Origin of the sequence: Streptomyces azureus, from assembly GCF_001270025.1 — a bacterium.
Classification (GTDB): domain Bacteria; phylum Actinomycetota; class Actinomycetes; order Streptomycetales; family Streptomycetaceae; genus Streptomyces; species Streptomyces azureus.
Genome location: NZ_DF968346.1, coordinates 131,272 through 154,525 on the forward strand (window position 1 = coordinate 131,272; position 23,254 = coordinate 154,525).

At 71.8% G+C, this 23,254-nt stretch carries 23 protein-coding genes, 1 tRNA gene and 4 pseudogenes; 13 read left to right on the plus strand and 15 right to left on the minus strand.

Going from position 1 to position 23,254, the window contains the following annotated elements; genetic code table 11:
• Window positions 1-52: 52 nt before the first annotated feature.
• The 7 genes and pseudogenes from AOQ53_RS26725 to AOQ53_RS26745 all read left to right on the plus strand — a co-directional run bounded on the left by AOQ53_RS26725 (window position 53) and on the right by AOQ53_RS26745 (window position 4,877).
• Window positions 53-811 carry a response regulator transcription factor gene (locus AOQ53_RS26725; protein ID WP_078945519.1) on the plus strand — a complete coding sequence of 253 codons (759 nt, stop codon included), beginning with the start codon at window positions 53-55 and terminating at the stop codon, window positions 809-811.
• A 110-nt stretch (window positions 812-921) separates the two neighbouring features.
• Entirely contained in the window at window positions 922-1,746 is an 825-nt protein-coding gene (locus tag AOQ53_RS26730; RefSeq protein ID WP_059421075.1) for a hypothetical protein, read from the plus strand.
• 136 nt (window positions 1,747-1,882) lie between these two features.
• Window positions 1,883-2,695 (plus strand): SAM-dependent methyltransferase, encoded by an 813-nt coding sequence (locus tag AOQ53_RS26735; protein ID WP_059421076.1) that lies wholly within the window; start codon window positions 1,883-1,885, stop codon window positions 2,693-2,695.
• 32 nt (window positions 2,696-2,727) lie between these two features.
• A pseudogene (locus AOQ53_RS45500) lies at window positions 2,728-2,928 on the plus strand (glutamine synthetase); the annotation flags it as partial.
• A 1-nt stretch (window position 2,929) separates the two neighbouring features.
• A pseudogene (locus tag AOQ53_RS46585) lies at window positions 2,930-3,202 on the plus strand (amidohydrolase family protein); the annotation flags it as partial.
• A 75-nt stretch (window positions 3,203-3,277) separates the two neighbouring features.
• Entirely contained in the window at window positions 3,278-3,814 is a 537-nt protein-coding gene (locus AOQ53_RS26740) for an NUDIX hydrolase family protein (protein WP_099054695.1), read from the plus strand.
• 31 nt (window positions 3,815-3,845) lie between these two features.
• Window positions 3,846-4,877, plus strand: a complete 1,032-nt coding sequence (locus AOQ53_RS26745; RefSeq protein WP_059421078.1) for a glycoside hydrolase family 43 protein — start codon at window positions 3,846-3,848, stop codon at window positions 4,875-4,877.
• A 72-nt stretch (window positions 4,878-4,949) separates the two neighbouring features.
• Here the strand turns inward: AOQ53_RS26745 and AOQ53_RS26750 are convergent.
• Window positions 4,950-5,023 (minus strand) — tRNA-Pro (locus AOQ53_RS26750).
• Window positions 5,024-5,159: 136 nt separating this feature from the next.
• On the opposite strand from AOQ53_RS26750, the gene AOQ53_RS26755 reads away from it, so the two are divergent.
• A complete protein-coding gene (locus AOQ53_RS26755) occupies window positions 5,160-5,861 on the plus strand; it encodes a thiamine pyrophosphate-dependent enzyme (protein WP_059421080.1) in 702 nt (233 codons plus the stop codon).
• A gap of 29 nt (window positions 5,862-5,890) precedes the next feature.
• Window positions 5,891-6,802, plus strand: coding sequence for a transketolase family protein (locus AOQ53_RS26760; protein WP_059421082.1), 912 nt, complete (start codon window positions 5,891-5,893; stop codon window positions 6,800-6,802).
• 13 nt (window positions 6,803-6,815) lie between these two features.
• Here the strand turns inward: AOQ53_RS26760 and AOQ53_RS26765 are convergent, their stop codons facing one another.
• The 12 genes from AOQ53_RS26765 to AOQ53_RS26820 form a co-directional block, all read right to left on the minus strand.
• Window positions 6,816-7,175 (minus strand): MmcQ/YjbR family DNA-binding protein, encoded by a 360-nt coding sequence (locus AOQ53_RS26765; RefSeq protein ID WP_059421084.1) that lies wholly within the window; start codon window positions 7,173-7,175, stop codon window positions 6,816-6,818.
• Between the two features lie 30 nt (window positions 7,176-7,205).
• On the minus strand, window positions 7,206-7,688 hold the full coding sequence (locus AOQ53_RS26770) for a GNAT family N-acetyltransferase (protein WP_330219371.1): 483 nt from the start codon (window positions 7,686-7,688) through the stop codon (window positions 7,206-7,208).
• Window positions 7,689-7,729: 41 nt separating this feature from the next.
• Window positions 7,730-8,302: a helix-turn-helix domain-containing protein gene (locus AOQ53_RS26775; protein ID WP_059421088.1), complete on the minus strand. Its 573-nt coding sequence runs from the start codon at window positions 8,300-8,302 to the stop codon at window positions 7,730-7,732.
• Between the two features lie 46 nt (window positions 8,303-8,348).
• Complete coding sequence (locus tag AOQ53_RS26780) at window positions 8,349-9,251, minus strand: LysR family transcriptional regulator (protein ID WP_059421090.1); 903 nt, start codon at window positions 9,249-9,251, stop codon at window positions 8,349-8,351.
• Between the two features lie 31 nt (window positions 9,252-9,282).
• On the minus strand, window positions 9,283-10,476 hold the full coding sequence (locus AOQ53_RS26785; protein ID WP_059421092.1) for a glycine C-acetyltransferase: 1,194 nt from the start codon (window positions 10,474-10,476) through the stop codon (window positions 9,283-9,285).
• A gap of 33 nt (window positions 10,477-10,509) precedes the next feature.
• The gene (gene tdh / locus AOQ53_RS26790) at window positions 10,510-11,538 is read right to left on the minus strand and encodes an L-threonine 3-dehydrogenase (RefSeq protein ID WP_059421094.1); all 1,029 of its coding nucleotides are present in this window, start codon (window positions 11,536-11,538) and stop codon (window positions 10,510-10,512) included.
• A gap of 185 nt (window positions 11,539-11,723) precedes the next feature.
• Window positions 11,724-12,296 carry a GAF domain-containing protein gene (locus tag AOQ53_RS26795; RefSeq protein ID WP_059421096.1) on the minus strand — a complete coding sequence of 191 codons (573 nt, stop codon included), beginning with the start codon at window positions 12,294-12,296 and terminating at the stop codon, window positions 11,724-11,726.
• A gap of 61 nt (window positions 12,297-12,357) precedes the next feature.
• Window positions 12,358-12,987 (minus strand): GTP-binding protein, encoded by a 630-nt coding sequence (locus AOQ53_RS26800; protein WP_059421098.1) that lies wholly within the window; start codon window positions 12,985-12,987, stop codon window positions 12,358-12,360.
• Window positions 12,965-13,336: a DUF742 domain-containing protein gene (locus tag AOQ53_RS26805; RefSeq protein WP_059421099.1), complete on the minus strand. Its 372-nt coding sequence runs from the start codon at window positions 13,334-13,336 to the stop codon at window positions 12,965-12,967. The genes AOQ53_RS26800 and AOQ53_RS26805 overlap by 23 nt, the downstream gene beginning before the upstream one ends.
• Window positions 13,337-13,338: 2 nt before the next feature.
• Window positions 13,339-13,773 carry a roadblock/LC7 domain-containing protein gene (locus tag AOQ53_RS26810; protein ID WP_059421101.1) on the minus strand — a complete coding sequence of 145 codons (435 nt, stop codon included), beginning with the start codon at window positions 13,771-13,773 and terminating at the stop codon, window positions 13,339-13,341.
• Between the two features lie 80 nt (window positions 13,774-13,853).
• Window positions 13,854-16,019 carry an ATP-binding protein gene (locus AOQ53_RS26815; RefSeq protein WP_059421103.1) on the minus strand — a complete coding sequence of 722 codons (2,166 nt, stop codon included), beginning with the start codon at window positions 16,017-16,019 and terminating at the stop codon, window positions 13,854-13,856.
• Between the two features lie 547 nt (window positions 16,020-16,566).
• Window positions 16,567-17,832: an MBL fold metallo-hydrolase gene (locus AOQ53_RS26820; protein ID WP_059421106.1), complete on the minus strand. Its 1,266-nt coding sequence runs from the start codon at window positions 17,830-17,832 to the stop codon at window positions 16,567-16,569.
• A 125-nt stretch (window positions 17,833-17,957) separates the two neighbouring features.
• Here AOQ53_RS26820 and AOQ53_RS26825 point away from each other — a divergent pair, with 125 nt between their 5' ends.
• Complete coding sequence (locus AOQ53_RS26825; protein ID WP_059421108.1) at window positions 17,958-19,136, plus strand: glutamate dehydrogenase; 1,179 nt, start codon at window positions 17,958-17,960, stop codon at window positions 19,134-19,136.
• 86 nt (window positions 19,137-19,222) lie between these two features.
• Entirely contained in the window at window positions 19,223-19,837 is a 615-nt protein-coding gene (locus AOQ53_RS26830) for a TetR/AcrR family transcriptional regulator (protein WP_059421111.1), read from the plus strand.
• Between the two features lie 37 nt (window positions 19,838-19,874).
• On the opposite strand, the gene AOQ53_RS26835 is transcribed toward AOQ53_RS26830, so the two are convergent.
• Window positions 19,875-20,618 carry a helix-turn-helix domain-containing protein gene (locus AOQ53_RS26835; RefSeq protein WP_059421113.1) on the minus strand — a complete coding sequence of 248 codons (744 nt, stop codon included), beginning with the start codon at window positions 20,616-20,618 and terminating at the stop codon, window positions 19,875-19,877.
• Window positions 20,619-20,841: 223 nt separating this feature from the next.
• Here AOQ53_RS26835 and AOQ53_RS26840 point away from each other — a divergent pair, with 223 nt between their 5' ends.
• The gene (locus AOQ53_RS26840) at window positions 20,842-21,510 is read left to right on the plus strand and encodes a DUF4097 family beta strand repeat-containing protein (RefSeq protein WP_059421114.1); all 669 of its coding nucleotides are present in this window, start codon (window positions 20,842-20,844) and stop codon (window positions 21,508-21,510) included.
• 106 nt (window positions 21,511-21,616) lie between these two features.
• Window positions 21,617-22,747, plus strand: a pseudogene (locus tag AOQ53_RS26845) (serine hydrolase domain-containing protein).
• A 296-nt stretch (window positions 22,748-23,043) separates the two neighbouring features.
• On the opposite strand, the pseudogene AOQ53_RS46590 reads toward AOQ53_RS26845, so the two are convergent.
• A pseudogene (locus tag AOQ53_RS46590) lies at window positions 23,044-23,254 on the minus strand (SGNH/GDSL hydrolase family protein); the annotation flags it as partial.

Consider the following 23,254-nt stretch of genomic DNA (forward strand, 5'->3'; position numbering starts at 1 on the left):
GCTTCACAGTGACGCCCCCTGCCCTGTCCCAGCCCTGAGGCATGATCGACCCATGACGACTCCCGTCCCACCCGGCCCGGCCGGCGAGCCCGACGCCGCAGGCCGCCGCGGCGCTCCCATCCGGGTGCTCATCGCGGACGACCAGGACATGATCCGCACCGGATTCCGGTTCTTCCTCGACGCCCAGCCGGACATCACCGTGGTCGCCGAGGCCCGCGACGGCGAGGAGGCCGTGGCGCTGGCCCGCCGCGAGCGGCCGGACGTGTGCCTGCTGGACATCCGGATGCCGAAGCTGGACGGGCTGGAGGCGACGCGGCTGCTGGCCGGACCGGACGTCGCCGACCCCATGCGGGTGGTCGTGGTCACCACCTTCGACCTCGACGAGTACGTCTACGGCGCGCTGCGCGGCGGCGCCTGCGGCTTCCTGCTCAAGGACTCCGGGCCCACCCTCCTGGCGGAGGCCGTCCGGGCCGCCGCCGCGGGCGACTCGCTGGTCTCCCCCTCCGTCACGGTCCGGCTGCTCAAGCACGTCACCGAGCCGACGGCCGCCGGCGCCGCGCCACGGCCGGCGCCCCCTGCTCCCCCGGCCCCCGCGGCGCCTCTCCGGGAGCCGCTGACCGAGCGCGAGCTGGACGTGGTCCGCCTGGTCGCCCTCGGCCGGACCAACGCCGAGATCGCGGCCGAACTGTACGTCTCCCTCTCCACGGTCAAGACGCACCTGTCCAGCGTCCAGCTCAAGCTGGCCGCCCGGAACCGCGTCGAGATCGCGGCCTGGGCCTGGCAGAACGGGCACGCCCGGGCCGGAACATGAGGCGTCCGCGCAGCGGGAGGCGCTCACCCGAACAGTCCGGTGCCGGTGGTGGGCCTTCGGTGCCGGTGGTGCCCTGAGGACACGCTTCACGTCCTCAGGAGGCACTCCCGATGACCCGTCGTCCGTACCGGCTCGTCCGCGTTCTCACCCCCGTCCTGGCGGCGGGCACGCTGCTGACCACCGCAGCGTGCTCGGACGACGGCGGCACGGACGGTTCGCGCGATTCGGGCGTCACCGCGTCACAGGCCGCCGGGAAGCGGCATCCCCCCTCTCCCACCACCACCCTCACCACGGACCGCGCCCGCACCGCGCTGATCACCGAGGCGGACATCGAGGACGACTGGACCCAGGTCAAGGACACGGAGGCCGAGAACTGGCACGACAGCCTGCTCATCGGCACGGTCGACGTCTCCGGCTTCCTCACCGCCAAGGCCCAGGCCGCCGACTGCCAGCGGCTCCTCGACTCCCTCTTCGACGACGATCTGCTGGGCAGGCCGTCCGGAGCGTCCGAGCTGCGCGGCTTCGAGCAGGGCGACTCACGCCTGCTGTACCAGGTCGCCTCCTACGAGCGGACCGACCCGCAGGACTCCTTGGACTGGATGGCGAACCTGCCGGAGAAGTGCGACCAGTTCACCGTCACCGACGACGGCGAACAGCGCACCGTCCAGGTCGTCGAGACCACGCTGCCGGGCGTGGGTGACGCCCGTGCGGGCCTGCGCGTGACGGTGCGGGGCCGCACCGGGGGCACGGAGGCCACGCTGACCCTGGACGTCGCCGCCGTGCGCGTCGGCGACGACGCGATCACCGTCACGGCGGGCGGGCTCGACGGGGGCGAGAACGACTCCGTCGAGCAGGCGGCGCGGCTCGGCACCCAGCGCCTGAAGGACGTACTGGCCGGCAAGACGCCCTCCCCGAACCCCGGCGAGGTCCAGTAACACGGTCCGCGGCTCTCCCCCGCCGCGCGCCGACGGCCCCGCCGGCTCTGCCGATTCCCGGGACAGCGTGATCACCGGAACGGCACAATGGCGCCGATGACCGGTACCGGTCGCTCGTGCGAGGAGAGGAAGAGACGTGAGTGAGAGCCACACCCCGCCGAGCGGCTCGGCGCGGCTGAACACCGGTGTGGCGCACAACGCGCGCGTGTGGAACTACTGGATCGGCGGCAAGGACAACTACGAGGTCGACCAGCAGGTCGGCGAGCACGTGGCGGGCATGTTCCCGATCATCCGGGACATCGCCCGGGCGGACCGGGACTTCCTGGGCCGGGCTGTGTCGTTCCTGGCCGGCGAGCGCGGAGTGCGGCAGTTCCTCGACATCGGCACAGGGCTGCCGACGGCGGACAACACCCACGAGATCGCCCAGCGGATCGCGCCCGACTCCCGGATCGTCTACGTCGACAACGACCCGATCGTGCTGGTGCACGCCCGCACCCTGCTGACCGGCACCCGCGACGGCGTCACCGCCTACATCGACGCCGACGTGCACGACCCGGACGCCATCCTCGAACGGGCCGGGAACACCCTCGACTTCACCCGGCCCGTCGCCGTCATGATGCTGGGCATCCTCAACTTCGTCCTGGACACGGACAAGGCCCGGGACATCGTGCGCCGCGTGATGGCCGCGGTCCCCTCCGGCAGCTTCCTGGTCCTCACGCACCCGACGTTCGACGACGAGCTCGGCGGCGCCGGCCAGATCCCGGCCATGAAGTTCTGGAACGAGAACGCCACTCCCCCGATCACCGCCCGCAGCGGCGCGGACATCGCCGCGTTCTTCGACGGTCTGGAACTGCTCGAGCCGGGCATGGTGTCGTGCGGGCAATGGCACGCCGACGCCGGCTCGGCCGTGCTGGTGCCGCAGTACGGCGCGGTGGCCGTGAAGCCCTGACGCCGGGCGCCCACCTTCGTCGAGGAGGACGTATGACGACCCTGGCCGATCCCGTGCCCGGCGGCCGTCCCGGTGATGTCGAGCGGGCCACCGCGCTGAGCGGCGAGCTGTCCGGGCGGAGTGTGCACGGTGTGGTGCTGTCCTACGTCGACACCGCGGGCATCGGCGGGGTGAAGACCGTCCTGGCGGCCCGGCTCGCCTCCGCCGCGGGCTGGGGCACGTCGGCCGCACCGTCACCACGTCGGCCCCGCCCGGGCCGGCGCGGTCCCGGCGGAGGCCCTGGAGACCGCACCGTTCCGCAAACTGCTGTACAGCTCCGACCCCTATTGGTGTGCCCGAGTTGTTCCACCTCGGGGCGCTCGCCTCCCCTGGCGGAACTGCTCCAGGAGCGGGCGGACGCCGACGAGCTGTCCCCTGCCGGACGCGCTGCGGATCGCCCGGTGGGCGGGCCGGGACAACGCCCGGCGGGTCTACCGGTTCCCGGACGACCTCCCGAAAGACGGTTGAACGGCGTGTGGCCGGTCACAGTTCCCCCCGAGCGGCTACCCAGGAAGTCCGAACGGCTGAAAGTATGATCAAGCAATGTCTGACATGACCGAAACCACGCCCGGCTGGCTGTCCTCCGACGATCTGGAGATGACACGCGCCCGCATGCCGATCCTGTACGTCGATGCCGTCCCGGTCCGTGTCGACGACAGCGGCGAAGTCACGAGTGTCGGTGTGCTGCTGCGCATCGGGCCCGACGGAACGGTCAGCCGGACGCTGGTCTCCGGCCGCGTGCTGCACCACGAACGCGTCCGCGACGCCCTGCTGCGCCACCTGGAGAAGGACCTCGGCCCGGTCGCGCTGCCCCACGTCCCGCCATCGCTCCAGCCGTTCACGGTCGCGGAGTACTTCCCGACGCAGGGCATCACGCCGTACCACGACCCCCGTCAGCATGCGGTGTCCCTCGCCTACATCGTGCCGGTGACGGGCGACTGCCGGCCCCGGCAGGACGCGCTGGACCTGGTGTGGTTCAGCCCGCAGGAGGCCGTCTCGGAGGCGGTGCAGAGCGAGATGCCGGGCGGGCACGGGGTGCTGCTCAAGCAGGCGCTGGCCCATGCGGGCTGCGTGATCTGACCGCCGGGCGGTCACGAGAGGACACTCGCCGATGCGGCTTCCCGACGCGACCGAACCACCGATGCGGCTGCCGGACATGCCGCTGCACGACCCGTTCGTCGTCGCCGACGAACCGACGCGCACCTACCACCTCTACACGTCCAACGACCCCTCGGTATCGGGCGTGGACGGCACCGGCACGATGGTCTACCGCAGCCACGACCTGCGCGACTGGACGCGCCCCATCGTGGTGTTCCTGACCGCCGAGCAGGAGGGCATCTGGGCGACGGACGGCGCCTGGGCCCCGGAGGTGCACCCCTGGGACGGCAGGTACTACCTCTTCACCACGCTGCACGACGAGGACCGACCGCTCCCGGTCTTACCGCCCAACCAGTGGGGTGTCCCGTTGCGGACCCCGACCCATATGCGCGGCACGGTCACGGCCGTCTCCGACTCACTGCTCGGCCCGTTCACCGTGCTCGACCCGGCACGCCCCGTCCCGCCCGAGCACCTCATGACCCTCGACGGCACGCTGTACGTCGACCCGTCCGGGCAGCCCTGGATGGTGTACGCGCACGAGTGGCTCCAGACGATCGACGGAACGATGGAGGCGATCCGGCTGGCCCCCGACCTGTCCCGGACGGTCGGCGACCCGGTGTACCTCTTCAAGGCCTCGGACGCGCCCTGGACCGCCGAGCAGATCCCCTCTGGAGTGCCGCACCAGCTGCCGCCGTACATCACCGACGGCCCCCAGCTGTACCGCACTCCTGACGGGTCCCTGCTCATGCTGTGGTCGACCTACGAGAAGAACACAGCCGGCCAGGACGGCACCGTCAGCGGCGGCTACGTGCAGACGTACGCCGTATCGAGATCCGGGGACATCCAGGGCCCGTGGCGGCAGCACCGGCCGCTGGTCCGCGACGACAGCGGCCACGGCATGCTGTTCCACGCCTTCGACGGCCGCCTGATGATGATCCTCCACCGGCCCTTCGAGAACGCCCGCGGGAAGCTGTACGAGATGCGCCTCCACGGCCACGAGCTGGAGATCCTGCGCCGGCGCGACGACTTGGACGGCGGCGGCTGACCTCCGCCCGGCGGCTGCCCCGAACGCAATCAGCGGGTCTGCCGATATCGGCAGACCCGCTGGTCGACTCTGTCGGGACGACAGGATTTGAACCTGCGACCCCTTGACCCCCAGTCAAGTGCGCTACCAAGCTGCGCCACGTCCCGTTGCCCGCCTGACCTGGGAGTTCCCCCGGCCGAACGCGCAGGGAAACAATACCGCACTCGCGCTGGTGATCGCGCATCCGTTTCCGGGCGTCCGCCGCTTGACCTCAACATTGGTTGAGGTTGCACGCTCGTGCACATGACGAACGCGACGGACATGACACACACGTACGCCGACCTGCCGGGACTCATGGGCCTGATGACCGGCGACGAGAAGCACGGCCCGGCCGCGACGTCCACGCTGGACGTGCTGTGGGTGCTGTACGACCGGGTGCTGCGGGTGAGCCCGGAGGGGATGGCCGATCCGGAGCGGGACCGGTTCCTGCTCTCGAAGGGGCACGGGCCGATGGCGTACTACGCCGTGCTGGCCGCCAAGGGCTTCGTGCCGGTGGAGTGGCTGCCCGGCTTCGGCTCGTACGACTCCCCTCTCGGCCACCACCCCGACCGCACGCTCGTGCCCGGCGCCGAGATCGGCAGCGGATCGCTCGGGCACGGTCTGCCGATCGCCGTCGGCACGGCACTGGGGCTGCGCGCCCAGGGGCTCGACGAGCCGCGGGTGTGGGCGCTGATCGGGGACGCCGAGCTGGACGAGGGCAGCAACCACGAGGCCATCGCCTTCGCCGGGCCCGCCGGGCTCGACCGGCTGCACACCGTGGTCGTCGACAACTCCTCCGCGACCTACGCGCGGCCCGGCGGAATCGCCGCCCGCTTCGAGGCGGCGGGCTGGTCCGCGCTGACCGTCGACGGCCGTGATCACGAGGCGCTGCACGCCGCGTTCACCGCACCGCACCCGGGCCGCCCGCACGCGGTCGTGGCCCGGGTCGAGCCCAAGTCCGCCTGATCTTCCCGCCGGAAAGGAACCAGAACTCCATGGACACCATGCGTGACCGTTTCGCCCCTGTCGTCTCCCGGCTGCTCGACGAGGATCCCCGGGTCGCCGTGGTCCTCGCCGAGATCGGCGCGGACGGCTTCACCGAGGCCGCCCGCCACCATCCCGACCGGGTCGTCAACGTCGGTATCCGCGAGCAGCTCCTGGTCGGGGCGGCGGCCGGGCTGGCGCTGACCGGGCTGCGGCCCGTCGTGCACACCTTCGCCAGCTTTCTCGTCGAGCGGCCCTTCGAACAGGTCAAGCTGGATCTCGGGCACCAGGACGTGGGCGCGGTGCTGGTGAGCGCCGCCGCCTCCTTCGACTGGCCGGCGGGCGGCTACACCCACATGGCGCCCGGCGATGTGGCGCTGCTCGACACCCTGGACGGCTGGACCGTCCATGTGCCGGGCCACCCGGACGAGGCCGAGACGCTGCTGCGGCACGCGGTCGCGGCGGGCGACGACAAGGTGTACGTGCGACTGTCCCTTCAGTCCAACGGGCGGGCGCTGCCCGTCGACGGACAGCGTTTGCGCACGGTCCGCGAGGGGCGCTCTGGTGTCGTGGTCGCCGTCGGGCCCATGCTCGACACGGTGCTCGCCGCCACCGAGGGCCTCGACGTCACGGTCCTGTACGCGACCACCGTCCGTCCCTTCGACGGGGCCGCCCTGCGCCGGGCCACCCGGGCGGCCGGGACGGACGTCGTGCTCGTCGAGCCCTACCTTGCGGGCACCTCGACGGCGGCCGCGAACGACGCGCTGTCCGAGGTGCCGCACCGGGTACTGGGGCTGGGCGTGGGCCGTCGGGAACTGCGACGGTACGGGCAGGCGGAGGAGCATGTCGCCGCCCACGGCCTCGACGCCCGGTCGCTGCGGGAGCGCATCGGGGGCTTCGTCGGGGCGGCGGCTCCCGCGTGAGACCCGGAGGAGGTCACTCCCCCGCGACGAGGCCCAGCCGCGGGTGCGCCTCCAGGAGTCGGGTCGGAGCGGCCTGACGCCAGGAGTCGGCCAGGATGTCCCGCAGTTCACCTTCGTCCTCCAACGCGTCGAGCCGGGCCCTCACCCAGGCGAACTGCGCCTCGTGGTCGGCGATCCAGAACTTCTCGGGCTCGGCGAGCACCAGTTCGTCCCGCTCCTCCTTGGGGCAGCGCACGGCGATGGACGTCTCGTCCTCCGGCAGTGTGGCGAACATCTTTCCCGCGACCCGGAACGTGGGCATGCTCCAGGCGATCTTCTCCGTCGTGTCCGGCAGGGACAGAGCGATACGTCTTGCGTCTTCGGCATCCGGCATGGCAGGCACGGTATCGGCTGCCACTGACAATCACCTGGTGAGAGCGGTTGCCGGTACGTGCTTGTAGCAGATCGTCGTCGGCCGCAGCTCCCCGTCGGGACTCGCCGCGTAGTCGGGGATCGCGCCGATCGCGGTCCAGCCGGCGGACCGGTACAGCCGCTCGGCGGGGCTGCCGCTCTCGGTGTCCAGATGCAGGAGGGTGACGCCGGCCTCGGCGGCGGCGCCCTCCGCCGTGGTCAGGAGCCTGCGTCCGAGGCCACGGCCGCGGGCGTCCCGGTGCACCATGAGTTTGACGAGTTCGGCGCGGTGACGGCTGTTCGGCTTGGCGGGGAAGGCCAGGCTCACGGTGCCCAGCACCCGGTCCCCGTCGTGCGCCGCCCACACGGCGAGCCGTCCCGCTGCCACGTCGGCGGCTCGTTCCTCCCACCAGGCGAGCGCCTCCGCAGGGTCGAGCGGGGCGAGGAAGCCGACCGAGGCACCGCCGTTCACGGTGTCGGTCAACAGGTCCGCCAACGCCCCTGCGCACCTGAGCAGTTGAGTCTGGTCCAGACGGATCACGGCCGCACCACCGCCAGCAGATACCGGACGCCCTCGGGAGCGGCGCACCGGAACCGGGTCGGGCCCCACACGCGCATCCGCAGGCAGTCACCGGCGCCCAGGTGGTGTTCGGTGTCCTGCGCGGTCACGTCGAGGGCCCCCTCCAGGACCCAGATGTGCTGCTCCAGACCGGCCACGGGCGGACGGTCGTAGGCGATGTCGGCGCCGGCGGTGAGGCGTCCCTCGACGAGCTCGCCGCGCAGCGCGGCGTGTGGTGGTGACACGGACCGCCGAACGAAGCCGGAGTCCTGGTCCTGCCAGACGGGCTGGTCGGCGGTCCGCACCACGGGCGCCGGTTCGGCCTCGACCTCGCTGAGCAGTTGGGACATGGTCCGCCCGTAGACGGCGCACAGGCGGTTCAGGAGGGAGGCCGTGGGGCTGATCTCCGCCCGTTCGGCCCGGGACAGGGTGGAGCGGCTCACTCCGCTGCGGTCGGCCAACTCGCCCAGGGAATAGCCGTGTTCGGTCCGCAGCTCGGCCAGTCGGGCGCCCAGCCGGGTGTCGACCGGGTCCGTGTCGTCGCTTCTCATATGTGGGACGTTATCCCGAATATGAGACAACCGCGTTAACGAGTCCTCACACCCGGGCCGCCGCGCCGAGCGCGTCCAGTACCGGGCGGATCAGGGGATGTTCCTCGGCTCCCCGGCGCACGGCGGCGAAGACCCGGCGGGTGGGGGCCGTGCCGTCGACGGGGCGGACGACCACCCCGGCGAGGTCCATACCGCGCAGCGCCGAGCGCGGCACGAGGGCGACGCCCGCGTCGGCGGAGGCGAGGGCTACGACCGCCCGGAAGTCGTCCGAGGAGTGCTCCATGCGGGGCTGGAAGCCGGCGCTCTCGCAGGCCAGGACCACCACGTCGTGGCAGGGGTTGCCGGGATACGGGCCGATCCACGAGTCCTTGGCCAGTTCGGCGAGCGGGACCTCCGCCGCGTCGGCCAGACGGTGGGTGACCGGCACGACCGCATCGAAGGGCTCGGCGTACAGCGGCACGTGGGTCAGTCGCGGGTCGTCGGCGGCCGGGGCGCCCCGGTACTCGACGGCGACGGCGACATCGACCTGCCGGTCCAGCACCATCGGCAGGCTGGCGTCACCCTCGGCGTCCTGGACGCGGATGCGGATCCCGGGCGCCGACTCGGCGAGGCGGGCCACCGCGGGCGCGACGACCAGGGCGATGCCGGTCGCGAAGGAGGCGACCGTGACGGTGCCGGCCGCTCCCGAGCTGTAGGCGGCCAGTTCGGCCTCGGCCCGCTCCAGTTGGGCGAGGACCGCGTTGGTGTGGCTGAGCAGGATCTCACCTGCGGGGGTGAGGCGTACGCCCTTGGCGCCGCGCTCGACGAGCCGGTGCCCGGTCTCCTGCTCCAGTGCGGCGAGCTGCTGGGAGACGGCCGACGGAGTCAGATACAGCGCGGCGGCAGCCGCCGTCACCGTACGGTGGTCGGCCACCGCACGGAGGATGTGGAGCCGCCGCGCTTCGATCATGCGATCGATTCTCTCAGGTCGCCGGTGTTTTTCAGCCGGCCAGCTCCGCCCGTGCCGCCACGAAGGCGTCGACCGCGCGGTTGACGTCCTGCGTCGAGTGCGCGGCCGACAGCTGGACGCGAATCCGGGCCTGGCCCTGCGGCACGACCGGGTACGAGAAGCCGATCACGTACACACCGCGCTCCAGCAGCAGCTCCGCCATGCGCCCGGCGACCGCCGCGTCACCGATCATCACCGGGGCGATGGGGTGGTCACCGGGCAGGACGTCGAAGCCCTCCTCGGTCATGCGGCGGCGGAAGAGGGCCGTGTTCTCCGCGAGCCGGACGCGCAGGTCGTCCGCCGACTCCAGCAGGTCGAGCACCTTCAGGGAGGCCGCCGCGATCACCGGGGCGAGGGTGTTGGAGAAGAGGTACGGCCGGGAGCGCTGGCGCAGCAGGGCGACGATCTCGGCACGGGCGGCGACGTAACCGCCCGAGGCGCCGCCGAGCGCCTTGCCGAGGGTGCCGGTGATGATGTCGACGCGGTCCATGACGCCGTGCAACTCGGGTGTGCCGCGGCCGCCGGGGCCGACGAAGCCGACGGCGTGCGAGTCGTCGACCATGACCATCGCGTCGTAGCGGTCGGCGAGGTCGCAGATCTCGCGCAGCGGGGCCACGTAGCCGTCCATGGAGAAGACGCCGTCGGTGACGATCAGCCGGCGGCGCGCGTCGGAGGCCTCCTTCAGCCGGGCCTCCAGCTCGGCCAGATCCCGGTTGGCGTACCGCAGGCGGCGGGCCTTGGACAGCCGGATGCCGTCGATGATCGACGCGTGGTTCAGCGCGTCGGAGATGACCGCGTCCTCGGGGCCGAGCAGCGTCTCGAACACGCCGCCGTTGGCGTCGAAGCAGGAGGAGTACAGGATCGTGTCCTCCTGGCCGAGGAACGCCGACAGCCGCGACTCCAGTTCCTTGTGCACCTCCTGGGTGCCGCAGATGAAGCGGACGGACGCCATGCCGTAGCCCCAGCGGTCCAGGGCCTCATGGGCGGCGGCGACGACCTCGGGGTGATCGGCGAGGCCGAGGTAGTTGTTGGCGCAGAAATTGAGGACCTCGCCGGGTCGGCCGCCCGCGGTGACGTTCACGGTGGCGGCCTGCGGGGTGCCGATCACGCGCTCGGGCTTGTGCAGTCCGGCGGCGCGGATCTCGTCGAGGGTGGCGCGCAGGTCGTCGCGCACGGAGTCGAACATGAGGGCTCCTGAAGTGCTTGCGGTGAGGGGGAGTTACGCGGTCCAGTCGAGGATGACCTTGCCGCCGCGGCCGCTCGCCGCGTCGGCGAACGCCGCCTCGAAGTCGCGGAAGCCGTACCGGCCGGTGATCACGGGCGCGAGGTCGAGGCCGCCTTCCAGCAGCACGGACATCGCGTACCAGGTCTCGAACATCTCGCGGCCGTAGATGCCCTTGACGGTGATCATCGACGTGACGATCCGGGCCCAGTCGACGGGGAACTCCTGCGCGGGCAGGCCGAGCATCGCGATCCGGCCGCCGTGCGTCATGTTGGCGATCATGTCCCGCATGGCCTCGGGGCGGCCGGACATCTCCAGGCCGATGTCGAAGCCCTCGCGCAGGCCGAGCGTGCGCTGCCCGTCGGCGATGGTGGCACCGGCGACATTGAGCGCGAGGCTGACACCGATCTTGCGGGCCAGTTCCAGCCGTTCCTCGCTGACGTCGGTGATCATGACGTTGCGGGCTCCGGCGTGCCGGGCGACGGCGGCGGCCATCAGTCCGATCGGCCCCGCGCCGGTGATCAGCACGTCCTCGCCGACGAGCGGGAACGACAGCGCGGTGTGCACGGCGTTGCCGAACGGGTCGAAGATCGCGGCCACGTCGAGGTCGACGGGCACGCGGTGCACCCAGACGTTGGCGGCGGGCAGGGCCACGTACTCGGCGAACGCCCCGTCCCGGCCCACGCCCAGCCCTATGGTGGCCCGGCACAGGTGACGGCGCCCGGCCAGGCAGTTGCGGCACTTGCCGCACACCAGGTGGCCCTCGCCGCTCACCCGGTCGCCGACGGCGATGTCGATGACGTCCCGCCCGGTCTCGACAACCTCGCCGACGAACTCGTGCCCGAGCACGAGCGGGGTGCGGATCGCCTGCTGCGCCCAGCCGTCCCAGGCCCTGATGTGCAGGTCGGTGCCGCAGATACCGGTGCGCAACACCTTGATCAGTACGTCTCCGGGTCCGACGGCGGGCTCCGGGACGTCCGCGAGCCACAGTCCGGGCTCCGCCTTCTGTTTGACCAGCGCCTTCACCGCTACGGCTCCAGGGGGTGAGTCCCGGGTCCGGGCACGCCGAAGGTGCCCCTGGACCGGGAGAGGAGTGGAATCGCACAGCAATCTGCCGTACGGCGGCCGCACCGGTCCATCGAGCTTTTCTTAAGCGGCGCCTCAGCTTTCCTTCACGCCCGCCCGGGTGCGCCGCGGAAACCCGGGGCGTGTCAGTAGGGCAGCCTGCCGTGCCGGCCCTCCAGCTGTACGACGAGCTGCGCGGCGTGTTCCTTGATGGCCGTCAGGCCCGGCTTCCCCCACGGCCGGGGCCCGACGTCGGCGACGCTGACCGTGCCCAGCACCAGGCCCGTACCGTCGATGAGCGGTGCTCCCAGATAGGAGCGGATACCGAACTCGTCGACCACCGGATTGCCCGCGAACCGCGGATAGTCGTGGACGTCCTCCAGGGCCAGGGCTTTGCGTCGCGCCACCACATGGGGGCAGAAACCATGGTCGCGGGGCAGAGTACGTCCTACCCGGGGGCTGGAGCCGTCGCTCCGCACCACCGGCGCGATGGCCGGAACGTACAGCCCCGCGTAGAACTGGCCCCGCTCGTCCGGGAAGTTGACCATGGCGTACGGCGCCCCGGTGAACTCGGCGAGGCGGTGCGCGAAGGCGTCGAGTGCGGGCTCGGGGCGCTCCCCCAGGCCCAGCAGGCGCAGTCGGCCGGTTCGGGCGGGGGCCTCCTTGTCCTCGGGTGTGAGCAGCAGACGACCGGCCGGGCGCGGCGGGTCGTAGCTCATGGGCGTCCTCCCGGACTGTGGGCATGCGTCATATACGGGCTCCCTGGCGGGTGTTGGGGGATCACATGTGGGCGCCATACCCAGTCGTGGGGGCGGGCGCATGGGCGATGAGGTGACGCACGAGGGCCAGCAGGGTCTGGACCCCGGAGCTGGAGATCCGGGCGTCACAGCACACGACGGGGATCTCCTCGGAGAGGTCGAGGGCCGCGCGCACCTCCTCCGGGTCGTAGCGGTAGGCGCCGTCGAACTCGTTCACGGCGACGATGAAGCCGAGGCCGCGCTGTTCGAAGAAGTCGACGGCCGCGAAACACTCCTCGAGGCGGCGGGTGTCGGCGAGGATGACCGCCCCGAGCGCGCCCTCGCACAACTCGTCCCACATGAACCAGAACCGCTCCTGGCCGGGGGTGCCGAACAGGTACAGCACGTGTTTCGAATCGAGCGTGATGCGGCCGAAGTCCATGGCCACGGTCGTCTCGGCCTTGTTCTCGATGCCGTCGAGGTTGTCGGTCGCGGCACTGACGGTGGTGAGCAGCTCCTCCGTGCTGAGCGGCGCGATCTCGCTGACCGCGCCGACGAAGGTCGTCTTGCCCACGCCGAACCCGCCCGCCACCAGGAGCTTGAGGGCGGTGGGGAACGGATCGCCGCCGTGGCCGGGAGCGTCGGCGTAGTCAGAGCTGTCGTCGTAGTCCATCGAGCACTGCCTCCAGAAGGGCCCGGTCCGTCGGGTTGTGGTGGAACACGGGGGGCTTGGTGGTCAGCGCCCCGCAGTCGACGAGGTCCGCCAGCAGCACCTTGGTGACGGCCACCGGCAGCTTCAGATGGGCGGCGACCTCCGCGACGGCGACGGGCACACTGCACCGCTCGAGTGCCTGCGCGTGCTCGGGGCCGAGGTAGCCGAGGGGGGTCGCCCCGGTGGCCATCACCTGCGACATCAGGTCGAGCGCGACGGTGGGACGGGTGCGGCCGTTGCTGACCGTGAACGGGCGCACCAGCCGCCCGGCCGCGTCGTCGAGCCAGGGCCCGTCACCGGCCGCCGCCACGCTCAAGGCCTCATCGCCGTGGATTCGACGGACTGCTGGCGGGGAGCCGTGACCAGGTACGGGCGGACACTCTTGACCAGCATCGCCATCTCGTAGCCGAGCACGGCCGCGTCGGCCTCGCGGCCGGCGAGCACGGCCAGGCAGGTGCCGGAGCCGGCGGTGGTGACGAACAGCAGGGTCGAGTCGAGTTCGACCACGACCTGCCGGACGTCGCCGCCGTCACCGAAGCGGACGCCGGCGCTGCGGCCGAGGGAATACAGGCCGGAGGCCAGGGCGGCCATGTGGTCGGCGCTGTCCGGGTCGAGGCCGTGCACGGACTTCACGAGTCCGTCGCAGGACAGGAGCACCGCGGCACTCGTGTGCGGTACGCGCTGCACGAGGCCGCTCATCAGCCAGTCGAGATCGGAAACATGGGCGGTCGGCGCATCGCTCGCCATGGTGGATCGACTCCTTGGGGTACGAAGGTCTGCGGGAGCGCTGGGGGTGGGGGTGGAAACGGCGGTGGAAACGGGGGTGGTCATCCGGCGGGTGCGCTCCCGTCGTGCCGGGTGGGGATGTGGTCGGGGCGGGACGCGGTCACACCGTCCCGGGCGCCGCGCGCCTCGGTGATGCGGGCCGCGTCCACGATGGGGAGGGACTCGGTGTGCACCGGCTCCATGGGGATCGGGTCCCTGTGTGCGGGCTCCCGGTGTGGGGGCTCGCTGTGGGGCGGCTGCACGTGTGCCGACCCCACGTGCGCCGACTCCATATGTGTCGGCTCCAAGTCGCCCCACTCCATGTTCCCGGCCTCCATGTGCTGTTGGGCTTCGGCGAGGCTGATGCCGCGCTGGAAGGCCGCCATCAGGCTGGGGTCGTGGCTGACGAGCTGGTCGGAGACCTGGCGCGGCGCGGGACCGTCGCGCAGCTGGGGGGCGATGTGCTCCTGGGCGCGGCGGCGGGGCAGTTGGGGTTTGCCCATGGTGCCGCGCACGGTGCCGTTGCGTGGGGTCGGCGGCGCGGTCACGTTCTCGGCGAGAATGCGCCGGTCGTCGGCACTGATACCGGGCCTCGCCTCGGCCGGGTTGGGCCGGTCCCGATGGCTCCCGCGTACGGGCAGGGGCGCGGGCCGACCGCTCTGCGGGCTTCCGCCCGAGCCCCGTTCGGCCTCCTGCCGGTACGTCCGGGGTACCGCGGGCGGGACAGACGGCAGTGCTTCGGGCGCGGCACCTGAGCCGGACGGGAATCCGTATCCCGGCGAGGACACTGACGCAGGCGCGGATCCGGCCCCGGGCGAGCTCCCGAGCCCGGCCCCGTCGGACACAACCCCCTCGGCTCGGGACGCCCCCCTGGACGCCGCGCCGTCTCCTGCCCCGGCCGCGGGCTGCCCGAGCTGTCCCTGCTGTCCGTTCTGCCGCAGCAATACGGCCGGGCGGTCCGTACCGCCCGCCCAGCCCTCCGGCTGCCCGGTGCCCCCGGGCGCGATCGCCTCCGCCCCCAGCAGCGCCTGCGGCACGACGAGCACCGCCTGTACCCCGCCGTAGATGTTGGTCTGGAGGCGGACGGTGATGCCGTGCCGCCTCGCCAGCTGCGAGACCACGAACAACCCGATGCGGCCGTCCGCGAGAAGCCGGGCGACGTTCACCTGGTCGGGGTCGGCGAGCAGCGCGTTCATCCGCGTCTGCTCCTCCAGGGGCATGCCCAGTCCACGGTCCTCGACCTCGACGGCGAGCCCGGAGGTGACGAGGTTGGCGCGCAGCAGCACCTGGGTGTGCGGGGCGGAGAACACCGTGGCGTTCTCGGCGAGTTCGGCCAGCAGGTGGATGACGTCGGCCACGGCGTGTCCGCGCAGGGTGCCGTCGATCGGCGGCACGAGCTTGACCCGTGAGTACTGCTCGACCTCGGCGATGGCCGAGCGCAGCACCTCCGTCATGGAGACCGGGTTGCTCCACTGACGGCGGGAGACGGCCCCGCCGAGCACGGCGAGGTTCTCGGCGTGACGGCGGATGCGGGTGGCGAGATGGTCGACGTGGAAGAGCCCCTTGAGCAGGTCGGGGTCCTCCATCTCGTTCTCCAGCTCGTCGAGGATGCAGATCTCACGGTGCACCAGCGACTGCAGGCGCCGGGCGAGGTTGACGAACACCTCGAGCTTCTGTTCGCTGCCCGCCTGGCTGGAGAGCTGCGAGGCCTGGACGACGGCGGTGACGGCGCCGTCGTGCGCACGGGTCAGATCGGCGGCGAGGAGATCGAAGTCGTCGGTGCCCTCGGCGGGACCGCCGCGCTGACTGGTCTGCGGGCCGAGCTGCGGCGGTCCGTCGCCGCGGCGCAGGCTCTCGATCAGGGCGCGCAGGTCGGCCTCGCGCCGTGCGGTGGCGCGGCGCAGGACGTCGATGCGGTCGTGCACGGACCGAGCGGCCCGGTTGGCGGCCACCGCGGCGACGACGATGCCGACGAGGGTCACCGAGACCGCCCCGGCGAGCACGGCCCACAGCATCGGCCCCGGCCGCGCTCCGGTGGACCGGACGGTGAAGAGGACGGCGGCACAGCCGCTCAGGGCGACGGCGACGGGCGGCAGCACGGCGAGACGCAGCAGCTGGGGCCGTATATGCGTCTCGGGCAGCGCGGGTGCGGTGCGGCCGGCCGGCCGGCCGTGCCGCCCGCCCTCACGGCGGTCTGCGCGTGCGGCCGGGGCGCGGAGGTGAGACATCGGTGTCCTCGTACTGGTCCGTCGGGCCTGGGTGCCAGGGGGGCTTGCGGTGCTACGACCGGGCTCACGGGGGCGCTTCCGCGCGCTCCGAGCCGTCAGCCCGGGCTCGCCCCGCTCCCGCCCGGCACCGCCGCGTCCGGAGTCCGGGGGCTGCCCGGGGCCGGAGGAGGCCGCCACGGCGGCGTCCGTACCGGCGCCGGTCGTGCGCGGGCAGCGGGAATCCCCCTCGTGTCGGCTCCCTCGTCCGCCTTGCGCCTGCACGTGCCGGTCCCCACTCCCTGATCTGCCTGTTGCCCGACGGACACTGACAGTAGTCGTCAGCGCATCATGTGCGGTGGGCAGTTGACAAACTCATACGGTGAGCGTCCCGCTCTGGTATGAGGTCTCGTACGACAGACCGATAACCCCGAGACATGTCCGACCATGACCAAAAGCAGTTCGATCTGACCTGGTCAGAAGCGGTCACACAGACACGGCGAGGGCCGGGGAGCCTCAAGCTCCCCGGCCCTCGCCGTCTGCCCGCCGCCTGCCCGCCGTCCGCTCCGGCTCAGCCCGCCGGAAGCGTTTCAGGGTCCTCCGTACCCTTCCCCGCCTTGCTCTCATCGTCACTCAGCGTATCGGCCTGGGCCACGGCTGCCGCGTTCGACGCGGTCCTGATCCTGGCGTCGGCGAGGGCTTCGCCGGCCGGGAAGCCACCCGCCGGGGCGAGCGCCACCCCACGCCACCACGGCTCGGACGGGACGGTCTCGGCCGTGGGCTCGAAGGGTTCACCGGGGCGCGGCAGGGCGATCCGGGCGCCCACGGCACGGGCGGCCGCCAGCGTCCCCTCGCCGGGCTCCGCCCACGGATGGGTCGCCAGGTTGAACGTGGCCCAGTGGATCGGCAGCATCGGGCCGTGCTCCGGTCCGCCCTGGAGGTCGAGGTGGGCGCGCATGCCCTCGTCGGGGGTCATGTGGATGTCGGGCCAGAAGTCGGAGTAGGCGCCGACCTGGATCATCGTGGCGTCGAACGGCCCGTGCTCCGCCCCGATCTCCTTGAAGCCGTCGAAGTAGCCGGTGTCGCCGCTGTGGTAGACCCGGTGCTCCTCACCGGCGACGACCCAGGAGGCCCACAGGGTGTGCTGGGTGTTGCGCAGCCCCCGGCCGCAGAAGTGGCGGGCCGGATTGGCGGTCAGGGTGAGGCCGCCGATCTTCGTGGCCTCGTGCCAGTCCAGTTCGCGCAGGCGGTCGGCGGACACGCCCCAGTGCTCCAGGTGCTCCCCGACACCGAGCGGCACGGCGAACAGCGTGTCCGTGCCTGCCAGGGCCTTGATGGTGGGCATGTCCAGATGGTCGTAGTGGTCGTGCGAGATGACCACGACGTCGACCGGGCCGAGCGCGGCCAGCGGCAGGGGCGCCGGGTGCAGCCGCTTGGGGCCGGCGAAGGGGAACGGGGAGCAGCGCTCGCCCCACACCGGGTCGAACAGGACGCGCCTGCCGTCGATCTCGGCGAGCACGCTGGAGTGCCCCATCCAGGTCAGCCGCAGCCCGGTGGCCGGCGGCCGGGCGATGTCGGCGAGGGTGGTCGCGTGCACCGGCACGGTGCCCTTGGGGGTGCGGCGGGGCCGGGTCTCCTTGTCGAAGAAGACCTTCGCGAAGTCCAGGGTCGAGCCCGAGGGCCGGGTCCGCGCGGGGCCGCCGGGGTTCCGGAAGACCCCGTTCTCGAAGTGGGGCGATCTGCGGATGCGCGCCATGCGCTCACCGCTCGGGTCCGCGCCGAACGCGCCGGGCCGGAGCGCGCGGAGCCCGGAGCTCAGAGAACGGAATCCGGCCACGGTACCTCCAGGTGGAGTCGGTCAGGCTTTCCATTATGGGCGGCCCCTCCGACAACACCGGGCCGCAGGGGTCCCGCGACGGCGATACTGAACGGATATTCAGTAATCACGGCGAAGGAGCCCGCATGGCCAGTCCCCTGCTGTCCCTCACCTGGACCGACCACATCACCGGCCGTCAGGGCTTCCTGGTCGTCGACCGGCTGGTGCGCGGTGTCGCCAGCGGCGGCCTGCGGATGCGCGCGGGCTGCACCCTGGACGAGGTCACCGGTCTGGCCCGCGGCATGACCATGAAGGAGGCCCTCCACTACGACCCCGACGGCCGCTACGTCCCGCTCGGCGGCGCCAAGGGCGGCATCGACTGCGACCCGCGCGATCCGGAGGCCTACCCGCTGCTGGTGCGGTACCTGCGCGCCATGCGGCCGCACATCGAGAGCTTCTGGACGACCGGCGAGGACCTCGGGCTCACCCAGGACCTGGTGGACGGGGCCGCGGCCGAGGCGGGACTGGTCTCCTCCATCCAGGCCGTGTACCCGCTGCTGGAGGACGAGGCCGAGGCCCGGCGGCGGCTCGGGGACGCGTTCGCAGTGGAGGTGGACGGGATCGGGCTGGACGAGCTGGCCGGCGGCTGCGGTGTGGCCGAGGCGGTCCTCACGGCGCTGGACCGTGCCGGGGTGCCCCACGCGGGGACGCGGGTCGCCTTCCAGGGGTTTGGCACCATGGGCGGGGCCACCGCGCGCTTCCTCACCCGCGCGGGACTCACGGTCGTGGCCGTCGCCGACATCAAGGGCACGATCGCCAACCCGGCGGGGCTCGACATCGAGGCGCTGCTCGCCGCGCGGGATCCCCACGGCACCGTGGACCGCTCCGCGCTGCGACCCGGCGACCGTGAACTGCCGGGTGACGCCTGGCTGTCGGCCGGCACGGACGTCCTGGTCCCCGCGGCCGTCTCGTACGCGATCGACGCCGGGAACCAGGAGCGGATCACCGCCCGCTGGGTCGTCGAGGCGGCCAACATGCCCGTACGGCCGGAGGCGGAACTGCTGCTGGCCGCACGCGGGGTGACCGTGCTGCCGGACGTCGTGGTCAACTCGGGGACGAACGCCTGGTGGTGGTGGACCCTGTTCGGGGACATCGGCGCCGACGCCGAGGAGGCGTTCGCGCACACACGCCGCTCGATGCGGTCCCTGGTCGAGCGGATGCTGGCCCGCGCGCTGGCCGACGGCACGACACCGCGGGCCGCCGCCCACGCGCTCGTGGCGGACCGGCTGCCGGTCATAGCGGAACGGTTCGGCTGGTACCGCTGACGGGCGGCGAGGCTCCTGCGGGTACCGTGCCGGACCGGCCGAATACACACGTCAAGCGGGTGCACGCGCGTGTGTAGGGTGACGGCGTGACGAGAGTCCGGTTGAGCGTGGCGGAACGGCGCGGCGAACTGCTGCGGGCCGCCGTCGAGCAGATCGAGGCCCGGGGTGTGGCGGCGGTGAGGATCGCCGACGTGGCCTCGGCTCTCGGCGTGAGCAACGCGCTGGTGCTCTATCACTTCTCGACGAAGGAGCAGCTGGTCGCCGCCGCGTTCCGGCACGCGGCCGAGACCGACCTCGCCCATCTGCGCAGGCTGCTCGGCCGCCGTACGTCAGCCCTGCGCCGGCTGCGGTCGGCCGTACGGTGGTACGCCCCGACAGGCCAGGCCAAGGGCTGGCGGCTGTGGATCGAGGGCTGGGCGGCGGCATTGCGGGAGCCCGCGCTGCGGGAGGTCACCCAGGACCTCGACAGACAGTGGAAGGCGGCCCTCGCCGAGGTCATCACGGAGGGCGTGGCGGCCGGCGAGTTCCACTGCCCCGACCCGCATGGCACGTCCCTCCGTCTCACCGCCCTCCTCGACGGCCTCGCCGTCCAGCTGACGTCCTACGCGGGCGCGGTGCCGCGAGCACGGGCGCAGGAGTGGGCCGAGGAAGCACTGGCTCGCGAACTGGGCCTTGAAACCGCGGCCTTGACCCGGCCCTGACCGGGCCGGCAACCCAAGCCAGCCATCTATCCGCTGCCTATGCGCCATCGCCGGTACCCCCTGAGGTCGTCTCAGGTTTGGTGTGGAGGACCTCGCGGGCCTGCTCCGCGGCGCGGATGAGGCTCTCGGCGACGAAGTCGACGAAGCGGGCGATGTTCTCGAGGCGGGTGGCGGCCGGGGTGTCGGGGCCGAGGACGCCGACGCCCTGCCGTGCGGTCTCGGCGAGCTGGGCGCTGGACCGGGCGCTGGCGATCATCGACTGGTAGAAGACGTCGTCGTCGACGGCGTAGCGCTCGCGGCGGCCCTCGTCGCGTTCGCGGCGGATTAGGCCCTGACTTTCGAGGAACGCGACCGCTTTGGAGACGGACGCCGGGCTGACCTGGAGGTGCCGGACGAGTTCGGACGCGGTGAGGCTGCCCGCGTCGGTGGTGTAGAGACAGGTCAGCACCCGGGACATCATCTTGGGCAGGCCCTGCCCCATGAGGAGAGTGGTGAACATCTCCTCGTACTCGCGCACGGCCTCGACGTCTCGTCCGTGGCCCAGTGCGGGTGCCTCCGCCCCCCGGGGCGCGGCCTGCCTGCGCCGGCGAGTGCGGCGTTCGGTGGCGCGGTGGGCCAGGTCGGCGCGGTAGGTGGTGGGCCCGCCGTTGCGCATCACCTCACGTGTGACCGTCGATGTCGGACGATCGAGACGTCTGGCGATCTCCGCGTAGGCGAGGCCATCGGCCAGCCCTTGCTCGATCTGCTGGCGTTCCTGCTGGGTGAGCCTGCCTCCCGGCATCGCGGCCTCCTCACGTGCTCCTTGGTGCGCCCAGCATAGCGTTCACTCTTCTAGCATTGCAACGAACAGACGAACGATCGTTGCATTGACTTCATGGGCGTTGCAACGATTAATCAGCTCTCACCTGTACTAATGGAATCCTCACGCAATGAACGTGTTGCCAGATTCGTGAACGCAACATAGCTTTTCCACTGTTCGAAACAACGAGCCGAAGGAGAGCACGATGCAGAAGTACGACACCCCCGCCCCGGTCTCCGCCGTCCTCGACATCCCCGCGGGACGCATCCGGTTCGTCGCCGCCGACCGGGCCGACACCACGGTCGAGGTCCTGCCCGCGGACACCTCGAACGGCCGCGACGTGAGAGCGGCGGAACAGACCAAGGTCGAATACGGCGACGGCGTCCTGCGGATCGAGGCCTCACCGGCAAAGAACCGGATCCTCGGCGCTACCGGATCCGTCGAGGTGACCGTCCAGCTGCCCGCCGGCTCCCGCATCGAGGCGAAGACGGCCAGCGCCGAGTTCCGGGCCGTCGGACGACTCGGCGATGTCACCTTCAAGGGGGCGCAGAGCTCGGTCAAGCTCGACGAGACCGGAGGTGCCCGCCTCACCCTCCTCGACGGCGACGTCTCGGTCGGCCGCCTGGGCGGCCCCGCGGAGATCAACACCCGAAAGGGCGACCTCCGCATCGCCGAGGCCGTGCGCGGCACGGTCACGCTGCGCACCGAGCACGGCGAGATCTCGGTCGGCGCGGCCCGCGGAGTCTCCGCCTCTCTGGACGCCGGCACCACCTACGGCCGGATCCACAACACGCTTCGGAACACCGACGGCGCCGCCGCCCTGAACCTCCACGCGACCACCGCCTACGGCGACATCACCGCCCGCAGCCTCTGAGAAGCACGGTCCTTGGCGGCCGGCACAACCTCGTCGCTGCCCTGGGCGGCCCCGTCACCGCAACAATCACCCCACCCATAAGGAGCACACAGTCATGTCCCTCACCATGGCCCGGCAGGACCGCCCGGAGTTGCAGAAGGCCATTGAGGAGATCGTCGATTCCGGTTTCACCGGGGTGCAGTTGCGCGTGCACGACGAGCGGGGCGCGTGGGTCGGCAGCGCCGGGGTGCGCGAGCTGGGCGAGAGCGCCGAGCCGCCGGCCAACGGGCGGGTCCGGATCGGCAGCAACACCAAGACCTTCACCGCGACCCTGGTGCTGCAACTGGTGGCCGAGGGCAGGATCGGGCTGGACGTCCCGGCGGACGACTACCTGCCCGAGTTCGGGCTGGACCGGCGGATCACGGTGCGGATGCTGTTGCAGCACACCAGCGGGGTGTTCAACTTCACCGGCGAGTACTACGACGACGGGACGTTCGCGCCGGGGGTCCCCGCCACGACCGCGGGCCGGGAGTGGGTGGACAACCGGTTCAAGACCTACCGGCCGGAAGACCTGGTACGGCTTGCGTTGTCCAAGCCGGCGCGGTTTGAGCCGGGGACGGACTGGAACTACTCCAACACCAACTACGTGCTGGCCAGGCTGCTGATCGAGAAGGTCACCGGCCGCTCGCTCGCCGAGGAGATGCAGCGGCTGATCCTGGGGCCGCTCCGGCTGTCGGGCACCGTGGTGCCGGACACCAGCCCGGAGATCCCCTAGCCGCACACCCACGCCTACTACCGGTACGAGGACGCCGGACGGCACAAGACGGTCGACGTCACCCGCCAGAACCCCTCCTAGATCTCCAGCGGCGGAGACATGATCTCCACCGCCCAGGACCTCCACACGTTCATCTCCGCCCTGATGACCGGCAAGCTCCTGCCGGCACCGCTGCTCGCCGAGATGCGCAAGCCGCATCCCAAGGCCGGCTATGGCCTGGGGGTGTTCGTACAGGACGTGGGCGAGAACGGCGGCACCGTCATCACCCACAACGGAGGCACGGCGGGCCACGCGGCGCTGATGTACAGCACGCCCGACGGCAGCAAGACCCTGACCGCCGCGCTGAACTATGTCGACGACGCCGCACTGTCCATGGCAGAGGCGTTCCAGAAGGCGACGCAGAGACTCGTCAAGGAGGTGTTCGGCCGCGGGCAGGCAGAGCGGCCCGACGAGGCAGCCGAGCCCACCCAACCGACGGCCTGAGCACCTCAGGATCCCGTCCCGCGTGAGCGGCTCAACGGCGGCCCTGCGGTACGTCCAGGTGGGCGAGCGGCTCAGCCACCACGCGCCCGCATCCGCGCACGCACGGAAGGGGACGTGTCGGGGGGGCGTCCGCCCGCAGCGGTTGGCGCGTCAACGGACAGTCAGTCAGCCTCCGAGCCCATCGCGCCGTTCCGAGGCCGGACACACCCCCGGCGCGGCCCCGGCCCACCACCACCGCGTGGGCGAAGGCGCGCACCAAACCCCACCGGCACAGGCCGCCGCAGGCACCCGCACCCTCACGCCGCCGAAGCGATCCGCCTCCGGATGTCCTCCGGCGACAGAGCCCCCTTCGCCGTCACGTGATCCCCCGACGACTCCCCACGCAGCCGCCGCCCGATCCACGGCACCAGAAACTCCCGCGCCCAGTGCACATCGTCCCGCCGAACCTCGAGCGGCCCGCGCGCCGGCAGCGGCGGCCACGGCTGCTCCGGGTCGGCCGGAACCTCC

Coding starts and splice junctions, on each gene's coding strand:
- AOQ53_RS26725 (WP_078945519.1), top strand. CDS start 53: ATGACGACTCCCGTCCCACCCGGCCCGGCCGGCGAGCCCGACGCCGCA.
- AOQ53_RS26730 (WP_059421075.1), top strand. CDS start 922: ATGACCCGTCGTCCGTACCGGCTCGTCCGCGTTCTCACCCCCGTCCTG.
- AOQ53_RS26740 (WP_099054695.1), top strand. CDS start 3,278: ATGTCTGACATGACCGAAACCACGCCCGGCTGGCTGTCCTCCGACGAT.
- AOQ53_RS26745 (WP_059421078.1), top strand. CDS start 3,846: ATGCGGCTTCCCGACGCGACCGAACCACCGATGCGGCTGCCGGACATG.
- AOQ53_RS26755 (WP_059421080.1), top strand. CDS start 5,160: ATGACGAACGCGACGGACATGACACACACGTACGCCGACCTGCCGGGA.
- AOQ53_RS26760 (WP_059421082.1), top strand. CDS start 5,891: ATGGACACCATGCGTGACCGTTTCGCCCCTGTCGTCTCCCGGCTGCTC.
- AOQ53_RS26765 (WP_059421084.1), bottom strand. CDS start 7,175: ATGCCGGATGCCGAAGACGCAAGACGTATCGCTCTGTCCCTGCCGGAC.
- AOQ53_RS26775 (WP_059421088.1), bottom strand. CDS start 8,302: ATGAGAAGCGACGACACGGACCCGGTCGACACCCGGCTGGGCGCCCGA.
- AOQ53_RS26780 (WP_059421090.1), bottom strand. CDS start 9,251: ATGATCGAAGCGCGGCGGCTCCACATCCTCCGTGCGGTGGCCGACCAC.
- AOQ53_RS26785 (WP_059421092.1), bottom strand. CDS start 10,476: ATGTTCGACTCCGTGCGCGACGACCTGCGCGCCACCCTCGACGAGATC.
- AOQ53_RS26795 (WP_059421096.1), bottom strand. CDS start 12,296: ATGAGCTACGACCCGCCGCGCCCGGCCGGTCGTCTGCTGCTCACACCC.
- AOQ53_RS26800 (WP_059421098.1), bottom strand. CDS start 12,987: ATGGACTACGACGACAGCTCTGACTACGCCGACGCTCCCGGCCACGGC.
- AOQ53_RS26810 (WP_059421101.1), bottom strand. CDS start 13,773: ATGGCGAGCGATGCGCCGACCGCCCATGTTTCCGATCTCGACTGGCTG.
- AOQ53_RS26815 (WP_059421103.1), bottom strand. CDS start 16,019: ATGTCTCACCTCCGCGCCCCGGCCGCACGCGCAGACCGCCGTGAGGGC.
- AOQ53_RS26825 (WP_059421108.1), top strand. CDS start 17,958: ATGGCCAGTCCCCTGCTGTCCCTCACCTGGACCGACCACATCACCGGC.
- AOQ53_RS26835 (WP_059421113.1), bottom strand. CDS start 20,618: ATGCCGGGAGGCAGGCTCACCCAGCAGGAACGCCAGCAGATCGAGCAA.
- AOQ53_RS26840 (WP_059421114.1), top strand. CDS start 20,842: ATGCAGAAGTACGACACCCCCGCCCCGGTCTCCGCCGTCCTCGACATC.